This is a genomic window from Nonomuraea marmarensis, assembly GCF_043197025.1.
Lineage (GTDB): Bacteria > Actinomycetota > Actinomycetes > Streptosporangiales > Streptosporangiaceae > Nonomuraea > Nonomuraea marmarensis.
This window is the reverse complement of the sequence record NZ_JBICRM010000018.1, coordinates 67,261-85,402: the sequence shown is the minus strand read 5'-3', so window position 1 is coordinate 85,402 and position 18,142 is coordinate 67,261. Positions and strand designations below refer to the sequence as shown.

Below are 18,142 nucleotides of genomic sequence, written 5' to 3'. Positions count from 1 at the left end.
AGGTCACCTTACGCCGCCTTCCTGGGAGAATCGCCTGGTCACGCCCCTTCGAACCGGTGTTTACGCTGGTCAAGTCTGACAGTAATCACACAGGAACCGGTTAGGGCTTCGGCCGTAGACGCCCGCGTATGCGATTGAGCGGGTCAGGCATGGACCGTCTCATCCGGCGGGAACACCATATGACCATGTTGGTACTGGCTCTTGTCGCACTTGCCTTGCACGGCGCCCTCGCGGGCCTCTTCTACGCCTTCTCCATGTCCGTCATGCCGGGCCTGAACGCCATCGAACCCGCCCAGGCCGAGACGGCGATGCGAAGCATCAACAAGAAGATCCTCAACCCTTGGCTCTACATCGCCTTCCTGGGCGCACCGCTCACTGCGCTGGCGGCCGGACTCCTCGCGGACGCTCCGGCCGCCCTCTGGTTCTTCGCCGCCGCCGCGGTGAACTTCGCCGGCTCGTTCCTGGTCACCGTGGCGATCAACGTGCCCATGAACAACGCCGTCAACGCGGGCACGATGTCGTGGAAGGACTATTCGCCGAGGTGGACCGCCTGGAACACGCTGCGTGCCATAGCGTCCTTCGCCGGCCTGGTCCTGATCGGGATCGGCCTGGCCGGCCTGTAAGACCCGCCTTCCAGGCGGAGCGGGCTCTCACGCTGGCACTGGCCGCGGCCTTCGTCACACCACCCGAACCGGCCTCGACGCCGGTGAACGCATAAGGAGATCAAGTTGTCCGACAAGCTCCCCGGTCAGACGAACTCACTCTTGTAGAAGACGCTGGCCTGCCGCACACCGTCGGTGTTGGAGTGGAACCCGAAAGCCAGCCGCGGACCGCTGGAGTGCAGCCAGACGGCCATGCCCTGCGGCTCGCGGCCTGACAGCGACTCGCCGGCCGTGGTCTGCCATCTGTCGATCACGGTCGACTGCCCGGTGTCGTTGAGGTCGATGACGGTGATGTACGACGGGCCGTTGGCCCTGCCCTCCAGCAGGTACGCGTAACGGCCGTAGGCGGTGTATCCCTGGAACGGGTTGTCGGTCCCCCAGGATCCGCGGGCCGGCAGGGCCCGCTCGACCAGGCGGTTCTCGCTGGCCAGCCGGCCCGCGCGGGCGTCGCTGAGCGGGAAGGCGACGATGCGCGGCTGATCCGTGCCGGTCTTGTAGCGCACCAGCAGCCGATCGGTCGAGGGGTCGATCGCGGGCTGCGGATTGATCATGGTGTCGCCGATGGAGGGCGTACGATCCTGGATCGCACCGCTGGTCTTCTCCAGAACAGCACCGTCGGCGAACGCGAACCGCCCGATCTTGGTGCCGAACCCGCTGGAGCTCGACATCCACTCCGTCCACAGATACACCGACCTGTTGTACGGCTCGACCGCGATCGACACCCCATGCCCGAAGTTGTGCAGCGCCATGGAACCCAGCTGGTTCCCGGCCGTGTCGGTCTTGGTGATCCACAGGTCGCCGACGCGGTCGGGGTCCGAATTCTGGGAGTTGACCTGTGCGAAGTAGATGTGCTGGTGCACGTTGTCGTACGCGAAGGACTGCATCACCCAGTTGGCGTGCAGCGACTTCTTCCAGACGGGGTTGCCTCCCGCGCCGACCAGGTCGAAACGGGGAGAATCCGGCACCTCCGCCCACGCCGGGCCGGCCCCGAGGAGCACACCGGCCGATCCGAGGGCAGCCCCGGCCGCCAGTCCCCCACCGGCCCTGAACAACCCCCGCCGGCTGACGGAACGGCGATTTGCGGCGGAAGGGATGTTACGCATGGACTGCCTCCCATGGGCTCGGATGCGCTGGCTCGCGATCATCGTCACACATCGCACCGATCTTGTAGACCCTCAAGTACGGCCGAGGTGACGCAATGCAACGCACAGCATGTGCGTTAAATCGTGGCCCGTGGATCCACCCTCCTTCCAGCGCGCCCGCTCCCCGGAGTCGTCGTCATCGCGGCCAATGCGCTCGCGGCGACGTTGTGGCAGGTGGCGCACCCAGCCGACGGCTTGGTGGCCGCCTATCGACGCGACCCGTCGCTCTCGATCGTCGGTGTCGACGACTTCACGGCCACGCTGACCCGGCTGCTCGCCGCCACCTGCGCCGGGCTCGCGCGCCGGTGACGGCCCTTCCTGTCACACCTCCCGTGAGGTAGTCAAGGAGGGTCCCCACAACCCGGACAGACCCTCGAAAGGAAAACCGATGCCGTACATCGAGCTGGGCAACGACGCCCCGGGCATCATCGGGCTGCTGCGGTACCGGCCCGAGACCGGCAGAGTGCTGAGCGAGCTGGCCGAAGTCCTGCTGCGTGGCGACAACACGCTGCCGCGGGGCGAGCGCGAGCTCATCGCCTCGTACGTCTCCACGCTCAACGGGTGCCGCTTCTGCGCGATGTCCCACGGTGCCTTCGCCGCCGCCCAGCTTTCCGGGGGCGAGCCGGTCGTCGCCGAGGCCTGCTCGGCCCCCGACACCGCCGATATCTCCGACAAGCTACGGGCGCTGCTGCGCGTCGCGGCGGCCGTACAGCGCAGCGGGACCGCCGTCACCCCCGAGGACGTCGCGGCGGCCCGGAAGGCCGGAGCCACTGACACCGAGATCCACGACACGGTCCTGATCGCCGCCGCGTTCTGCATGTTCAACCGGTACGTGGACGGCCTGTCCACCACCACCCCCGACGACCCCGCCCTCTACGCCCACCGCGCCGCCCACGTCGTCACCCACGGCTACCTCCCCTGACGAGGATGTGCAGGGACGAACAGGGGCGGGGATGCGATCGCATCCCCGCCCCTTTCTTTCAGGCGTCGGAATTCTGCGCGTTCAGTTCGGCCTGCCGCCGGACCTGCTGGATCTGCTCGTCCGTGACGCGGAGGTCACCGAACTGCCGGACCGCCTGGTAGTACGTCCAGGCGAGGCCGTCACAGGTGGACTTGGAGATTCCCGAGTATCCGGCGCACACCTGCCGCATATCGAAGTAGAAGGCGCTGTCGATGCGATCCTTGTTCGCCGGGAATTGGTTTACGACCTTGTAGTTGCGGTAGCCGAAATCGTGCCGCCGGCAGGACATCCGGAAATCGAAGCCGAGCGGTTGGTCGGGGCTGCTGGAGCACAGGTCGGTGGACCAGTCGAAGGTGTAGTCGGTCCATGACGCCTGGTTCTGCCAGGCGCTGCGCCAGGAGGCGGCGCTGGGGGCGGTGGGCTGGGTGAATCCGGAAAGCGCGGCGAGTTTCTGCTCCAGAGTCACCGCATAAGCCGGTAAGGCGAACGCGAGGACGCTGAGGACGATGGGGGTTAGCACTGCCAGGGATCGTCTGACCATGAGAACCTGCTCCTGTTGCCCGGGTGCCGGATACCTGTCGCGGCAAGATTCGCCCGACCTCCTAACGATGAAGCGAAATTCCGGGAAACACGGAAGCAGATCTTGCTCAATTTCGTTGGCAGAATTCACGGAAGACGGCTCTTTACATCGAGTCGCTATTCTGTCAATAGCCGTGTCAGTCAGTGGACGGCGGGAGGCGGGCCGAACGGGACGCCTCCATCGCCTTCTCTCTGGTGGCCGTTGTGCGGGTCGCGGCCATCGAGCCAGAAGTCGATCCGCATGACCACCCGCCGGACGGTGGGCCGGCTGACCTCCTCGAACCCAGCGTCCTCGAACACCTGACGAGCTCCCACGTGCACCTCGCCCCAGGTGATCTCCTTGCCCGGCTGAGTGATCATCGGGTACGCCTCCAGAGCCCTGGCGCCGCGCTCCCGGGCGAAGTCGATCGTGGCGCGGGCGAGGGGATAGGTGAGGCCGCGGCCCCGGTAACGCTTCCGGACCACGAAGCAGGTCACCGCCCAGACGTCGTCGTCGTCCTTGTCCTCGTCCCGGCCGCTCCACGGGACACGAGAGGTGCGCAGCTTGGGGTACGCCGTCCGCGGTTCGACCGCGACCCAGCCCGCCGGCTCGTCGTCGACGTAGGCCACCAGCCCGCTGGTGTCCGCGCAGGCGGTCTGCGCCCGGAGCCTCGCGGTCCGCTGCTCCTGTGTGGAGTCGCGCCAGATCCAGCCGACGACCTTGAACCTCTGGCACTGGCAGTGGCCCGCGTCGGTGGTGCCGAAGATCGCGACGAGGTCGTCCCACGACGCCTCGTTGGCAGGCACGATGGTCAGCCGCTCGACGGGAATCGGCGCGATCATAGTTGAATCGTGGTGTCCAGCATGAGCAGCATGTTAGGGTCCATTCCGGACGTTCTGCTGCCGGATTGCGGGGATGTCGTGAAGCCCGACGAAAGCCCCACGGCACGGGCGCTGCTGGCCCTCGAACTGGTCCAGGGCAGCCCGGGCATCACCGCGGACCGGCTCGCCGGCAAGCTCGGCGTCTCGGAGCGCGCCGCCCGGCGCTACGTCGGGATCCTCCGCGAGGCCGGCATCCCGATCGAGTCCGTACGCGGGCCCCACGGCGGCTACCGCCTGGGCCGCGGCCTGCGGCTGCCGCCCCTGATGTTCACCGCCGCCGAGGCCCTCGGCCTGGTCATGGCCGTGCTCGACGGCCACCGCGACGCGAGCGATCCCACCGACCCGGTCGGCAGCGCGCTCGGCAAGATCGTGCGGGCACTCCCGGAGCCGGTGGCCGCCCAGGTCGAGGCCGTCCGCCGCACCACGGCGCCCGTCCCCGACCGCGGCGCCGCCCGGCCCGACCCCGAGACCACCACCGCGCTCGTGCACGCCTGCTCCAACCACCGGCAGGTGCGGCTCGGCTACCGCTCCGAGGCCGGGTCGGAGCGGGTCATCGAGGTCGACCCGTGGGCGGTCGTCGTCCGCCACGGCCGGTGGTACCTGCTGTGCTGGTCCCACCACGCGCACGCCCGGCGCGCGTACCGCATCGACCGGGTCACCGCCGTCGAGGTCCTCGACGGCGCCTTCACCCCACCCGCCGGCCTCGACCCGGTCGCGGACCTCGAGGCGCACCTCGCCGTCGGATGGGAGTACGACGTCGAGGTCGTCATCGACGCGCCCCTCGACACCGTAGCGCCCTGCGTCTCCCGCGCCATCGGACTGCTCGAACCGCTCGATGCCCACACCACCCGCCTGGTCGGCAGCACCAGCAACCCGGTGTGGTACGCCGAGCAGCTCGCCACGATCCCGGCGCCGTACCGGATCGTGCGGTGCCCCGCGATCCAGGAGGCCGCGCGCGCCCTCGGGCAGCGGCTGCTGGCCGCGAGCGAGCTCCGGCAGGCCTACCGGGGGACCACCTGATCGAGCAGGGCCACCGGCCGGGGGCGTTCGCAGGTGCTGGTGATGTGCACCGCCGTGCCGGAGTGGGCCGAGGCCAGCAACGACTCCATCACGTCGAGCACGTGGAAGGCCAGCGTTCCGCCCGCACGGGGCTCCTCGCCCGCGGGAGTGGACGCGAAGTCCGCCAGGCCCACGCCGCGCCCGGCACCGACGTACCCGGCCGCCGCGGGAAGAGCCCGCCAGCCCTCATCGCCCACGCCTGACAGCAGGACGTCCCCGTCGAAGTGGTTCGGGTCGGGTACGACGAGCGAGCCTTCCTCGCCGTGCACTTCGATGCGGGGCGCCTTGGTCGCCGCCGCGTCGAAGCTCATCACCAGCGTGGACAACACTCCCGAGGCGTGTACGAGCACTCCGGTGACGTGGGTGTCGACGGTGACCGGGATGTCCTCACCCCGGCGGGGGCCCGAGCCGATCGTGCGCTTGGCCCGCGTCCGGCTGGCGGCGCCGATGACCGTCGCCACCGGCCCGAGCAGCGTCACCAGGCTGGTGACGTAGTAGGGGCCCATGTCCAGGAGAGGGCCGCCGCCGGGGGCGTAGTAGAAGTCGGGGTTCGGATGCCAGCGTTCGTGGCCGGGCGTCATCATCGTCGCGGTCGCGGCGACCGGTCTGCCGATCAGGCCGTCGTCGATCGCCTTGCGCGCGGTCTGCGTACCCGTCCCTAACACCGTGTCCGGCGCGCAGCCCACGCGCACCTGGGCGGCGTCGGCCGCCCGCAACATGCGCCCGGCGTCCGCGGCGGTCGCGGCGAGGGGCTTCTCGCAATAGACGTCCTTGCCGGCCGCGATGGCCTGGAGCGCGATCTCGGCGTGGGCGGCTGGGATGGTGAGGTTGAGCACGACGTCAATGCGGGCGTCCGCCATCAGCTCGGCCACGCTCAGCACATCGACGCCCGCATAGGACCGCACCGCCTCCCGCGCCCGGTCAAGGTCCAGGTCGGCCACGGCCACCAGCCGCAACTGCGGCAGCCGGTCGATGGTCCGGAAATATTGCGCCGAGATGGCACCGCACCCGACGACGCCGACGTTCACCGGCTGGCCCACAACATTCCCCTTTCGACGATGATGCGCACATTGTCATCCTGCAGCACGTCGAGGCTGTGTCCCGGGGTCGTGACGAAGATCTTTCCGCTGCCCCACCGCCGGGTCCAGATCGCCGGCGAGGTGACATCCCGGTGCCAGGGGTCCCACGGGCGTACCTGCTGCGTCGTGGTCGCCAGCACGTCGATGTAGTCGTCGGTCAGGACCCAGTACTGCTCGGTGACGAGGCTGAAGTCCGCGATGCCCTCGGTGATGGGGTGGCCGCTCGCCTCGGGCAGCATGTTCACCGTGTACGGCACGAAGTTGTCGGCCTGCGAGCCCTCCCGCTCGGCCGGGTGCTTGCCCGGATGGCAGGCGAACTGCCCGCCGATGAGGTGCAGGTAGTCGGAGGAGTTGCGGAAGGAGTCGGCGATGCCGCCGTGCCAGCCCGCCATTCCGGTGCCCGCGCGGATCGCGGCCTCCAGGCCCTGGAACTCCGCCGGCTCGATCGTGCCCATGGTGTAGCACTGCACGATGAGGTCGACACCGGCCATGAACTCCGGGTCCGCGTACGGTGCCGGAGAGTCCGCCCGGGACACCTCGTACCCGTGTTCTTCGAGGAAGGGAACGAAGAGGTCGGTGGCCGCGACCGGGGCGTGCCCTTCCCAGCCGCCCCGCACCACCAGGGCCTTTCTGCCTGTCATGCTTCCGCCTATCGCTCAGGGGTCAACGACTCTGATGGTCGCATCTCATACCGGCACGGTCGCGGGCAGGCCGCCGGTCTAGCGGCGTGAACGGGCGAAGAGAGTGATCATCGCTCCGGCGGCGAGCAGGGTCGCTACGCCGATCATCCAGGGGAGGGCGGCGTTTCCCGTGGCCTTTACCGCGGCCACGGGGCGGGGCTGCGCGGGGTGAGGCGCAAGCCTCGTTGCCGATCCATATTTCTGCCATTCAGAGGTCAATAACTGCCCGGGTGGATGAGTGAGGTCGTGCTCACAGGGTGAATAGTGACGTACCGTCCCTTAATGGGGCAAAAAACCCCAACGGATGGACCATCCCGGGGGCGGCGTGTGCGCTGGGGTGGTGAGGAGGCGTAGGCACGGATGGGTGATGCTGACGAGAGAACGCTCAGCGGCCTGGCCCTTCACGTCTTCGATCCCGCGCCGGTGGGGGTGGCGGCGACCAGCGGCCCCGACCACCGGCTGGTTTACACCAACAACGCCTTCCAGGAGATCGTCGGCGAGCGCGAGCTCGGGCTGCCGTTCCGCGAGACGTTCGGCGACCTGCGCCCACGGGACTGCTTGTGCCTGCTCGACCGGGTGCTGGAGACGGGGGAGTCGCTCTGGCTGAGGGAGCTTCCCTTCGAGTTCGAAGGTCGCTCGGGGCATCAACCACACTGTTCGCTCAGCATGTCGAAGATCTCTCTCGAAGCCGGCGAAAAGGGCGTGTTGCTGGTGGCGCCGGAAGTCGCCGGTCAGGACGACTCCGGGGAGATGTTCGACTCCATCGCCGAGGAACGGCGCAGGTTCCTCCAGCGTTACCAGAGCCTGCTGCAGGTCGAGACCCAGGTCGTGTGGGTGATGGAGCCCCTGGGACACGTGGCGGAACCGAGTCCGGGCTGGGAGCAGCTGACCGGGCAGAGCTGGGAGGGCTACCGCGGCGAAGGCTGGCTGCGGACCGTCCATCCCGACGACCTGGCACCGCTGCGCGAGAGCTGGCGCCAGGCCCGGCAGGTGAGCCGGTGGGACCACGTCTTCCGGTTGAACGTGGCGGGCGTCGGCTACCGGCACGTCCGCTCGCGTGCCGTTCCCGTGATCGAGAGCGGCACGGTGGTCGAGTGGGTCGGCACCTGCGCCGAGATCGAGCAGGAGTGGCAGGAGGCGCGGCGCAGGAAGCTGCTCGATCGGGCGGCCGCGGCGACGGCGGACATCGCCGGGCTGGACGAGGTGCTGGAAATGCTCACCAACGTGATCGTGCCCTCGGTGCTGGACGGATGCGGGATCTACCTGGTTCCCGAGTTCGACGGGCCGCCGCCGATGCCCCTGGTCGCCGAAAGGTTCGTCAGCATCGTGCGGGAAGATCTCAGGCCGGCGCCGCAGCCGGGGACGGTGCGCTTCGATCATGACTGCGGTTTCGTCCAGGCGGTCGCGACCCGCCGCCCGGTGCACGGTACCTTTCCGGTGGGAGAGCCCTCACCGGGCCTGGCGCCGCACGGCGCGGAAGAGTGGTTCAGAAGATCCGGGGCGAACAGCGTCGCGCTCGTGCCGGTGATCGTCGACGGCGCCGTGGCGGCGGTGCTGGACGCGGTGATCTGCGGGTCCCGGGAACCGATCAGCACGTCGGACGTCGACCTGCTGGGGCGGATGCTCGACCACGCGCACGCTCACCTGAGCAACGCCATGCGCTTCCAGCGTACGCAGCGGGTGGCGCTCGCCCTGCAGAACTGCCTGCTTCCCGATCCGCCGGATGTGCCGGGGATGGAGATCACCGCTCGTTACCGGCCGAGCGCCACCGCTGTCGAGATCGGCGGCGACTGGTACGACTCGTTCCTGTTGCCCGACGGCGCGACGATCCTGACCATCGGTGATGTCGTCGGGCATGACCTGGCCGCCGCGGTGACCATGAGCCAGTTGCGCAACATGCTCAGAGGGCTCGCCATGGACCGTCGCGAGCCGCCCGGTGACATCCTGCGGCGCCTGAACATCGCGACCGAGGCCCTGTACGGCGACGGCACGGCGACGTGCATCCTGGCCCGGCTGGAAGGTCCCGAACATGGCCGATGGTGGCTGCACTACTCGGTGGCCGGCCACCCGCCGCCGCTGCTGGTCACCCATGAGGGCGAGGGACGTTTCCTGGGGGGCGCGCTCAACCCCATCCTCGGCGTCGGTAACGACCAGCCCCGTACCAGCACCGTCGCGGCGCTGCCGCCGCGCAGCACCCTGTTGCTCTATACCGACGGACTGGTGGAGGTTCCCGGTGAGGACCTGGACGAGGGACTGGAACGCCTGCGCCGCTACGCCACGTCACTGGCCCGCGCGCCTCTCGACACCTTCTCCGACCAGTTGCTCGCCCGGATGCCCATAGCCAAGAAGGACGACATCGCCATGATCGCCGTACGGCTGCCCGAACTCTGAGACGTACCCGATCGAATGTCGGGCCCGCGGCCGGATTACCAGTTGCCGGTCTCCGGGCCCATCGCGCCGTACTCGACCTTGCCCGCCCGCTGGTACGTGGCCACGATGACACCGCTGCTCGACGTCGTGCTGTCCACGAGCCGGAGCCCGGCGGGGATGGTTCCTTCCGCGAAGAGCCGTTTGCCGGAGCCGATGAGCACCGGGAAGACCAGCAGGTGGAACTCGTCGACGAGGTCGTGCTCGACGAGCGTCTGGATGAGGTCGCCGCTGCCGTGAACCTGGATCTCGCCGCCCTCCCCCTGCTTGAGCTCGGCGACCGCCGCCGCGACGTCGCCGGTGAGCAGCGTGGAGTTCTGCCAGGCCACGCGGTCCAGCATCCGCGACGCGACGTACTTGGGCATGCTGTTCAGCTTCGCCCCGATCGGGTCATCGGCCTCGGCCAGCGGCCAGGAGGCGGCGAAGATGTCGTACGTTTTACGCCCGAGCAGCAGCGCGTCGCCCCGGTCGACCAGCGCGGTCATCACCTGCATGAGGTGCTGGTCGAAGTGCGGCACGGACCAGCCGCCGTGCTCGAACCCGCCGTCGCGATCCTCGTCGGGCCCGCCCGGCCCCTGCATGACGCCGTCCAGCGACAGGAATGTGGTGACCATCAGTTTCCGCATGCCGTTCCCTTCGCTCCAGGGCATCGGTGTGACGCCCTCACTGAATACGAGGAACGGGACCGGCCGCAATCGACACCTGCGAGCGAGATTCTTTTCCGAGCCGTTCGCTCAGGTCCGAGAGACTGCGGGTCGACAGCATGCGCGACGGGGAGGCCGTACCGTGATCATAGTCCGGCGAGTGCCCTGACCTGCCAGGACACTCGCCGGCCCATGCCTCGGGAAACTACGCGGGGCCGCCTGGGTACACGTGGCGTCCCTTGTGGCCGCAGCCGTCGAGGGTGACGACGATCGGGCCGTCGCTTCGCACGTTGAGGTCGGCCTTGCAGCTCACGCGGGCTCGGTCCACGTTGACGGTCAGCTCGGTGATGTTCGTGGCGGTGATGTCGAGCCGGTTGCGAGTGGGGATCTTCGGAGCCGCTTCCCAATCCCGCGACTGCATCGTGTACGAGATCGGCTGGGTGGCGCCCTGCAACTGGCCCGACTCCGTGTGCGTCGGCGTCGCCGCCGGGTCGCCGCGGCCGAAGCCGTGGGAGAAGACGTCGACCGTACCGGTCGGCGGGCCGGCCGCCGCGTCCCGCAGCTTCAGGCCGGACAGCCAGTACGCGTGGTCGGCGTTCAGACCGACCCCGGGCTCGTGCATCATGCCGTTCATGACGTAGGTCACGTGGGCGGGATCCCGGACCACCTGTCGCGTGCCCATCCAGTCGACCATCGGCTGGAACTCGTTGCCCAGCGGGAAGGCGTGCCCGACCGGGAAGGAGAAGAACTCGTACCGGTAGCCGAGCGTGTCCAGCTGGTTGATGTACTCCGTCTGGGCCCAGTACGAGCAGACCGTGTCCTGGGTGCCGGCCCAGACCAGTTGCGGCACGTTACGGAACGAGGGTGCGCTCAGCCGGGTCAGGGACGCCTCGCCGCCCGGCACGGGTCCCCCCTGCCGGTACGCGACGCCGGCGCTGGGGCAGGGCACGATCGACGGCGTGGCGGCGAACAGGTCCGGGAACTGGCCGGCGAGCTTCCAGGTCGCGTACCCGCCCATGGACAGGCCGCCGATCATGGTGCGGCTCGGGTCCAGCCTGTAGCGGTGCGCGACGTCGGCCCAGACCTCGAAGACCTCGGCACCGGCCTGCCCGTAGTACCAGTAGGTGGTGCCGCGCGCGTTCGGGGTGACCGAGATGTACGGGGTGTCCCGTTCCCCGATCTCCTGCTGCCAGCGTGACTGGCCTCCCGCGTAGCTGTTGTGGTTGCCGCCCGCAGCATGCGGGTTCAACATCAGGCCGTAGCCGTCGCGCGGCGCCGCCGTCTGCGGCACGTAGATCTCGTACGGCTGCAGCCGGCCGGCATAGCTCGGCGGCTGGCAGCCCCCGGCGGGGCACAGGTCCGGCTGCAGGGTGGTGGCGGCGCCACGACCCTGGGCGGACTCGAAGTGGCTGGCCAGGATCCGGTTCATGTATCCGGTACGCGGCACCCCGCTGTCGTCGTTGACCCCGTACGCGAGCTTGACGAAGTCGACGTCGGCGAAGAAGGGGCTCAGGTCGTTCGTACGGAGAACGGCGAGCTGCCGGCCGGTGCGGAAGCCGCTGAGCGGCTCGTCATAGCGGAAGGCGGCGTTGAAGAAGGCGGGCGGGTTGGTGAGGGTGCCGGCTCCGCCGGGATGGGTGGCATCGGCCGGGGCAGCGCCCGGAACGAGGTATTTGTCGCCGGCCTGGTCCCACAGGCCAGTCCCCGCCGCCACCCGTACGGAGCGCTGACCGCGCGGGTCGAACGCGTCGTACGGCACGCACACGTGCACCTGGCGGCGCTCCGTGTCCACCGCGACCTGCGGTGGCGTGCCCGCGATCGGCTCACCGGTCGCCGCGTCGGTGATCGTGGCCGTCGAGCCGTGAACGGTGACGAATACGGTGGCAGGGGCCTGCGCACCGGCGCCGTACGGGAGGGGGCGGACACCCGCGGCGTCGCCCAGGGCGATCGTCGTGGCGGCCAGGTCCGGGTTCAGCATCGTGTTGTAGGTGAGGCGGATGGCGGTGCCGCGCTCGAGCGGCTTCAGGCGTAACTCGACGAGGTCCGCCGCGTTCCTGGCGTAGACCGGATCGGTCGGATAGGTGTACGGGCCCGCGCCCGCGTCGTCGTACAGGAAGTCCTGGTAGAGGAACTCGCCCCGCCGGTACGCGCTCGTTCCGGAGACCAGGATCGGGTCGGCCTGCCACGGCGTCGTGTTCCGTAATTGCGGGGCGTCGGCCAGCGGGGCGTACAGCAGGTCGGGTCCGGGACGGGGATCGCCGCCGGGCAGGGAGCCCTTGACGGGGCGTGGCGTGGGCGAGTGGACTTCGCGGCCGAACTTCGGCCCGAAGCACGAGGCGCCCGCCGGGTCGGCGGGCGCGGCGAGGGCTGGAGGTGCTGACGTCACGGTGAGTGCGGCGGCGAATACGATCGCCATGGCCAGTCGGGTGCTGTGCTGCCGTTGCATGTTCGTCCTCCCGGGACCGCAAGCATGCGATGTGATCATTTGTCACGGTACGGGCGGATTTCACAGCCGAGAATGACCTTGTGATAGCGCTGCGACGAACGGCCGATCACCGTCGCCTACACACGCGACGCCGCGACGGACGGCGCTCAGAGAGCGCCGAACGGTCTCCTCGCCGGTCGCGCGGCGGCGCCGCCGAGGGGGCCGCGGCGACGCCACCCCCGGGTCAGGGCGCGGGGTCGACGAGCTGAGCCGTCCCCTGTTCGACCGACGCGTAGTAGGCCGCGATCATCGACTGGACGTGCAGCGCCGACTCCACCGACACCGCCCGCTTCATCGGCTCGCCGCTCCGTAGGTGCTCGACGAAGTATCGGGCCTCGTCGTCATAGCCGGATCTCGGCTGGACCGCCCGCCGGAACCCGTGCAGCCCCGGCGGCGCGGGCATCGGATCCCAGCCGTCGAGCCGGGCCGCCTCGGTGACGATCTCCCATCGGTCGTAGAAGCACGACACGGTGCCCTTGCCGCCGTGGAAGGCGTACCGCAGCGGCAGCGGCCCGATCTGCCCCCACCGGGTGTCCACGCTGCCCAGCGCCCCCGACTCGAACTCCACGATGGCGGCGGTGTTGTCCTCGATCCGCGCGGGCAGGCCGGGATCGATGCGACCGCCGAACCCACTGATCCGGCGGACGGGCCCGACGTAGTCTGCGAAGGCGGTCAGCACGTACCCGGCCTGGTCCACGAACGACCCGCCACCCCCTCGCTCCGGGTCGGTCAGCCAGGCCCGGAAGTCGCCGGACACCCCGAGCCCGGTCAGCCCGGCGTGCCCGGCCAGGCCGCGGGCGAACCGGACGTCCCCGATCAGCCCGCCGCGGACCAGTTCGCCCACCTCGTCGTACAGCGGGTCGAAGACGGTGTGCCAGGCGCACATCAGGGTCCCGCCGTGCTCGGCCAGCGCCTTGGCGATCGCCGACGCCTGCGCCACGGTCGCCGCCAGCGGCTTGTCCTGGTACACCGCGATGCCCCGCGCGAGGGCGGCCGGGACGACGACGGCCTTGGCGGCGTTGTCGCAGCAGACGAGCACGGCGTCGAGCGAGCCGCAGTCGAGCAGTTGCCCGGCGGACTCGTGGCCGGTCACGCCGGGGATCTCCGTGGCCGCCCGCTCGCGCAGGGCGGGCGACGGCTCGGCCACCGCGACCACCTCGACGCCGTCCTGCCGGCGCAGGGCGTCCAGCAGGTGCCAGACGTGATCGCTGCTCAGGCCGACGACGCCGAACCTGAGCACGTCAGCCATGGACCAGGGCCTCCTCCTTGACGCTCGGGTCGAACCGAATCGGCTCGAACGTGGTGGTCAGCTCGATCGCCTGCCCGGTCTGGCTCGCCTCCTCGGCCCTGAGCATGATCTCCAGCGCGTGCCTGGCCTGGTCGAGGGGCAACTCGTTCTGCCGGTCGCCGCGGACCACGTCCACCAGGTGCTCCACGATCAGGGCCCGCTTCAGGTTGTCCACATGCGTCTGCGCGAAATTGAGGTCGCCGAGCGCGACGTCCCACCAACCCCGCACGGAACGTTCCTTGTCCACCCGGAACACCTCGAGCTGCTGCCCGGTCGTCTCGTTCAGGTTGCGCCACATGTTCAGGACGCCTTCCCTGCCGAAGATCTCCATACGCGGGGACTTGGCCGCCCAGACGTTGTAGGTCCCGTCCACCACGCCGAACAGCGAGTCACCGAAGTCCATCAGCACCAGGTTGTTGTCATTGGCCGTCACCGGGATCTCCAGCCCCCGGTACGGCCCGGCCGGCACGGTCCTGATCGCCTCGGTGATGCCGAAGAACCCGAAGACCCGCTTGACCGGCCGGTTCAGGATGCCGATCATCTCGTGCATGCTGTAGACGCCGATGTCGAACATCGGCCCCGAACCCTTCTCGTAGAACCAGCTCGGGTCGCTCGGCCACGCGATGCTGCCAGGGCCGGGACCTGAGGACCGGTGCCGTACGAAACAGAGCTGGCCGATGGTGTTGGCCGCGAGCAGCCGACGCGCCTCCCTGCGGGTGGGGTAGAGCATGTTCGGCGGCGCGCAGACGATCGTCAGCCCGTTGGCGGCGGCCGCCTGCTCCAGGGCGTCGACCTCCTCGATCGTGACGCCGACCGGCTTCTCGGTGGTGAGGTGCTTGCCCGCCTGCAGGATCTTCAGCGAGGTCTCGCCGTGCACGGGGATCGGGGTGAGGTTGACGACCGCGTCGAAGTCGCCGTAGTCGAGCATGTCCTCCAGGGACATGAACGACTTCGGGATGCCGAAGCGCTCAGCCGCCCAGCTCGCCTTCTCCTCGACCGGGTCGGCGATCGCCGTGACGACGGCCTTGTCCGGAATGTGGTGCAGGTTGGGCAGCACGCCGTTGGGTTGGATGGCGATGTTGCCGGCGCCGAGCACGGCGACCTTCATGGGTTCCATCAGGGGGTTCCTTTCTTGGCGGGGTTCAACCTTTGAGCGCTCCCATCGCCATCCCGGCCACCAGGTAGCGGCGGATGGCGATGAAGAAGATCATCACCGGCACCGCGAAGATCGTGCTGGCCGTCATGATGCCGCCCCAGTCGGTGCCGTACTGGTTGGTGAACTGCTGGAGCGCGCCGGGCAGCGTCTTCATCTCCTCCTGCTGCAGGAACGTCATCGCGATCAGCAGCTCGTTCCACGACGTGATGAAGGCGAAGATCGCGCTGACGCCGATGCCGGGCAGCGCCAGGGGGAAGATGATGTGGATCAGCACCCGGTTGCGGCTCGCGCCGTCCACCATCGCGGCCTCGTCGAGCGCCACCGGGATGCCGGCCAGGAAGCCGCGGACGAGCCAGACCGCGAGCGCCACGGACAACGCCATGTGCGCGATGATCACGCCCGCGTACGTGTTCAGCAGCCCCACCGTACGGTAGAGCGTGAACAGCGGGATGATCACTACGATCGCCGGCAACATCTGGATGGCCAGTAGCGCCACCGCGATGACGTGCCGTCCCGGCACGTCGAACCGCGACAGCGCGTACGCCGCCAGCGTCCCGAACAGGATCGCCAGCACGGTCGCCCCCAGGGCGATGACCAGCGAGTTGAGCAGCTGCCTGCCGATCTCGCCGGACAGCAGCAGCTCGAACCGCTCCAGGGTCGGGTGGAAGGTCCACAACTGCGGGGTGACCGTGAAGATCTCCCGATCCGGCTTGATCGACGTCAGGATCATCCAGAAGAACGGGAAGACGCTGACCACGCCGATGCCGATGGCGTACAGACCGAGGGCCGAGCGGCCGACCCGGCGCAGCACCCGGCGCCTGCGGACGCCGGGCGGGACAGTGGGGGTGCTCACCGCAGCTCCTCTCGTTGCATGCGGACGTAGACGTAGGTGATCAGCGCCAGCACGGCGAAGCTGAGCAGCGCCAGCGCGGAGCCCATCCCGCCGTCCAGGAAGGCGAACGCCTCCAGGTACGTCAACAGCGAGAGGATCTCGGTCGAGTGGTTGGGTCCGCCGGGCGGCACCGTCATCACGAAGATGTGGTCGAAGGCCTGGAACGCCTGGATGGTGGCCAGGATCAGCAGGACCATCACCACCGGCCGCATGATCGGCAGCTTGATGCGCATGAGCGTCTGGAAGGCGGAGGCGCCGTCCAGCCGCGCCGCCTCGACCAGGTCGCCGGGCACCGACTTCAGGGCCGCCAGCAGGGCCACCGCGAGGAACGGCACCTTCGCCCAGATGATCGCGATGGACACGACGACCAGGGCGCTGGGCCCGGTGCTGAACCAGCTGAACCCGTCGAACTGGTCCAGGCCCAGCGCGACCAGGACCCAGTTGACCAGCCCGTACTGGCTGTCGAACGCCCACTTCCAGAGGATGGCCGCCGACACCCTGGGCATCGCCCAGGGCAGGACCACGAGGACGGTGAGGATCTGCATGCCGGGCAGCCCCGAGTTCAGCACCAGCGCCGTCAGGAACGCGATGAACATTGCGCCGCCCACGGTGACCGCCGTCAGCACCAGGGTCCGCAGGAACGCGGCCTGGTTGGCGGGCGTGCTGAACATCTCGACGTAGTTGTCCAGGCCCACCCACTCGCCGGTCATCAGGCCCTGGCCCTCGTGGAGGGAGAGCCAGACCGTCTGCAGCAGCGGGTACCCGATGACCGCGATGACGCTGATCGCCGTCGGCGCCATCAGCAGCCAGGGCACGAGCCTCATCCGCCGGATGTGGGACGCCGATGGTCGCGTTGCGACCCCGGACCGGGGACGCGGGCGGGTAGCGAGCCTCTGGTCGGCCACGTGCCTCACCCGCCGAAGGCGGCGTTCATCTCGGTGTTGAGATCCGACATGGTCGTGTTGACATCCGATTTGCCGCCGATCAGCGCCTGCATGGCGTTGATGATCGAACCCTTGCCCTCGATCCGGCCCCAGCCTGGATCGGTGGGGATGTAGCGGGTGTGCTTGGCCTGCTCGACGAAGGGCCGGTACAGGTCGTCGGCGAACGAGCCGGTCTCCGCCTCGGCCTTCATCCCGTCGAGCCCGGCCGGCAGCATGCCGATGCCGGAGGTGTACTTGGTGACGTTCTCGGGCTGCACCATGTAGTGCAGCAGCGCCGTGGCGTCCTCCTTGTACTGGCACTGGTTGAAGATGACCAGGTTGCTGCCGCCGGCGAAGGTGTCGTTGTTGCCGCCGGGACCGTTGGGGATGAGGGCGACGCCGAGCTTGTCCTTGAGCTCGGGCTTCTGCGCGACCAGCGACTTGACCTGCCAGGGGCCGTACAGACCCATCGCGACCTTGCCGAGGCTGAGGCTCTGGACCGCGTCCGGGCCCAGCCAGCCGGCCGACTCGGCGGGGGCGACCTTGTCGTCGCGCACCATGCTCGCGTAGAAGTCGAAGGCGGCCTTGGCCTGGGGCGTGTTCATCGTCGCCTGCCACTTGCCGTCGGCCTGCCGGGTGGCGATCTCGCCGCCCCAGTTCCAGACCATCGGCAGGTAGTACCAGATCTCGCCGCCGACGATGCCGAACCCGGCGACGCCGTCCGCCTTGTTGTCCGCGGCCAGCTTCTTGGCCGCGGCCTTGGTCTCGTCCCAGGTCTTGGGCACCTCGAGGCCGCTCTTCTCCAGCAGGTCCTTGCGGTAGACGAGCGCCCGGTTGGCGACGTTGTAGGGATATCCGTAGATCTTGCCGTCGTTCGTGACGCTGTCCACCATCGAGCCGACGAACTTCTGCTTGGCCTGGTCAGGCGTCAGGTCCACCGGCGCCAGAGCGCCCATCTGGGCGAACTCGGGCGTCCAGGTGTTGCCGAGGGTCGCCACGCAGGGCGGCGCCCCGCCCGCGATCGCGGTCACGAACTGCTGGTGGGTGTCGGCTCCGCCGATGAATCGCAGGTTGACCTTCACCCCCTGGTGAGACTTCTCGAAGCCGGTTATCAGCGTCTTGACCGTGTCCTGCAGCTTCGGTCCCGGATCGTTGAACCAGACGTTCAATTCCTTCTGCTCGGCGGCACCCGTCCCCCCGCCACCGCACGCGGTCATCGCTACCGCGGCAGTTACGATCACCGCCGCCAGGCTGTGTTTCTTCCCCATCTCGAATCCTTCTTCGTGCGTTGAATGGGCGTCGTC

17 protein-coding genes are annotated in these 18,142 nt (G+C 68.9%); 5 read left to right on the top strand and 12 right to left on the bottom strand.

The window, feature by feature from the left end; genetic code table 11:
* The first annotated feature begins 185 nt into the window (after positions 1-185).
* Complete coding sequence (locus ACFLIM_RS27575; protein WP_393170275.1) at positions 186-623, top strand: anthrone oxygenase family protein; 438 nt, start codon at positions 186-188, stop codon at positions 621-623.
* Positions 624-748: 125 nt separating this feature from the next.
* Here ACFLIM_RS27575 and ACFLIM_RS27570 read toward each other — a convergent pair whose 3' ends face one another.
* The gene (locus ACFLIM_RS27570) at positions 749-1,765 is read right to left on the bottom strand and encodes a phage baseplate protein (protein ID WP_393170273.1); all 1,017 of its coding nucleotides are present in this window, start codon (positions 1,763-1,765) and stop codon (positions 749-751) included.
* A 123-nt stretch (positions 1,766-1,888) separates the two neighbouring features.
* Between ACFLIM_RS27570 and ACFLIM_RS27565 the strand changes: the two genes are divergently transcribed.
* Both ACFLIM_RS27565 and ACFLIM_RS27560 read left to right on the top strand, forming a co-directional pair.
* The gene (locus ACFLIM_RS27565) at positions 1,889-2,113 is read left to right on the top strand and encodes a hypothetical protein (RefSeq protein WP_393170271.1); all 225 of its coding nucleotides are present in this window, start codon (positions 1,889-1,891) and stop codon (positions 2,111-2,113) included.
* Positions 2,114-2,192: 79 nt separating this feature from the next.
* Entirely contained in the window at positions 2,193-2,726 is a 534-nt protein-coding gene (locus ACFLIM_RS27560; RefSeq protein ID WP_393170269.1) for a carboxymuconolactone decarboxylase family protein, read from the top strand.
* Between the two features lie 58 nt (positions 2,727-2,784).
* Here ACFLIM_RS27560 and ACFLIM_RS27555 read toward each other — a convergent pair whose 3' ends face one another.
* Complete coding sequence (locus ACFLIM_RS27555) at positions 2,785-3,306, bottom strand: phospholipase (protein ID WP_393170268.1); 522 nt, start codon at positions 3,304-3,306, stop codon at positions 2,785-2,787.
* 179 nt (positions 3,307-3,485) lie between these two features.
* A complete protein-coding gene (locus ACFLIM_RS27550; protein WP_393170266.1) occupies positions 3,486-4,166 on the bottom strand; it encodes a GNAT family N-acetyltransferase in 681 nt (226 codons plus the stop codon).
* Positions 4,167-4,187: 21 nt separating this feature from the next.
* Here ACFLIM_RS27550 and ACFLIM_RS27545 point away from each other — a divergent pair, with 21 nt between their 5' ends.
* On the top strand, positions 4,188-5,225 hold the full coding sequence (locus ACFLIM_RS27545) for a helix-turn-helix transcriptional regulator (RefSeq protein WP_393170264.1): 1,038 nt from the start codon (positions 4,188-4,190) through the stop codon (positions 5,223-5,225).
* On the opposite strand, the gene ACFLIM_RS27540 is transcribed toward ACFLIM_RS27545, so the two are convergent.
* A complete protein-coding gene (locus tag ACFLIM_RS27540; RefSeq protein WP_393170262.1) occupies positions 5,207-6,304 on the bottom strand; it encodes a Gfo/Idh/MocA family protein in 1,098 nt (365 codons plus the stop codon). The two genes, ACFLIM_RS27545 and ACFLIM_RS27540, sit on opposite strands and share 19 nt — an antisense overlap.
* Positions 6,289-6,984: a ThuA domain-containing protein gene (locus ACFLIM_RS27535; RefSeq protein ID WP_393170260.1), complete on the bottom strand. Its 696-nt coding sequence runs from the start codon at positions 6,982-6,984 to the stop codon at positions 6,289-6,291. The genes ACFLIM_RS27540 and ACFLIM_RS27535 overlap by 16 nt, the downstream gene beginning before the upstream one ends.
* Before the next feature lie 399 nt (positions 6,985-7,383).
* On the opposite strand from ACFLIM_RS27535, the gene ACFLIM_RS27530 reads away from it, so the two are divergent.
* Entirely contained in the window at positions 7,384-9,414 is a 2,031-nt protein-coding gene (locus tag ACFLIM_RS27530) for a SpoIIE family protein phosphatase (RefSeq protein ID WP_393170258.1), read from the top strand.
* A gap of 35 nt (positions 9,415-9,449) precedes the next feature.
* Here ACFLIM_RS27530 and ACFLIM_RS27525 read toward each other — a convergent pair whose 3' ends face one another.
* The 7 genes from ACFLIM_RS27525 to ACFLIM_RS27495 all read right to left on the bottom strand — a co-directional run bounded on the left by ACFLIM_RS27525 (position 9,450) and on the right by ACFLIM_RS27495 (position 18,106).
* Positions 9,450-10,076 carry a dihydrofolate reductase family protein gene (locus ACFLIM_RS27525; protein ID WP_393170257.1) on the bottom strand — a complete coding sequence of 209 codons (627 nt, stop codon included), beginning with the start codon at positions 10,074-10,076 and terminating at the stop codon, positions 9,450-9,452.
* Positions 10,077-10,299: 223 nt separating this feature from the next.
* Positions 10,300-12,540 carry a prolyl oligopeptidase family serine peptidase gene (locus ACFLIM_RS27520; RefSeq protein ID WP_393170255.1) on the bottom strand — a complete coding sequence of 747 codons (2,241 nt, stop codon included), beginning with the start codon at positions 12,538-12,540 and terminating at the stop codon, positions 10,300-10,302.
* Between the two features lie 223 nt (positions 12,541-12,763).
* Positions 12,764-13,828, bottom strand: a complete 1,065-nt coding sequence (locus ACFLIM_RS27515; protein ID WP_393170253.1) for a Gfo/Idh/MocA family protein — start codon at positions 13,826-13,828, stop codon at positions 12,764-12,766.
* Positions 13,821-14,984, bottom strand: coding sequence for a Gfo/Idh/MocA family protein (locus ACFLIM_RS27510; RefSeq protein WP_393170251.1), 1,164 nt, complete (start codon positions 14,982-14,984; stop codon positions 13,821-13,823). The genes ACFLIM_RS27515 and ACFLIM_RS27510 overlap by 8 nt, the downstream gene beginning before the upstream one ends.
* 25 nt (positions 14,985-15,009) lie before the next feature.
* Positions 15,010-15,876, bottom strand: coding sequence for a carbohydrate ABC transporter permease (locus ACFLIM_RS27505; RefSeq protein WP_393170250.1), 867 nt, complete (start codon positions 15,874-15,876; stop codon positions 15,010-15,012).
* On the bottom strand, positions 15,873-16,739 hold the full coding sequence (locus tag ACFLIM_RS27500) for a carbohydrate ABC transporter permease (RefSeq protein WP_393170248.1): 867 nt from the start codon (positions 16,737-16,739) through the stop codon (positions 15,873-15,875). Before ACFLIM_RS27500 ends, ACFLIM_RS27505 begins: the two co-directional genes overlap by 4 nt.
* An 86-nt stretch (positions 16,740-16,825) precedes the next feature.
* Positions 16,826-18,106 (bottom strand): extracellular solute-binding protein, encoded by a 1,281-nt coding sequence (locus tag ACFLIM_RS27495; RefSeq protein ID WP_393170247.1) that lies wholly within the window; start codon positions 18,104-18,106, stop codon positions 16,826-16,828.
* Positions 18,107-18,142 lie beyond the last annotated feature (36 nt).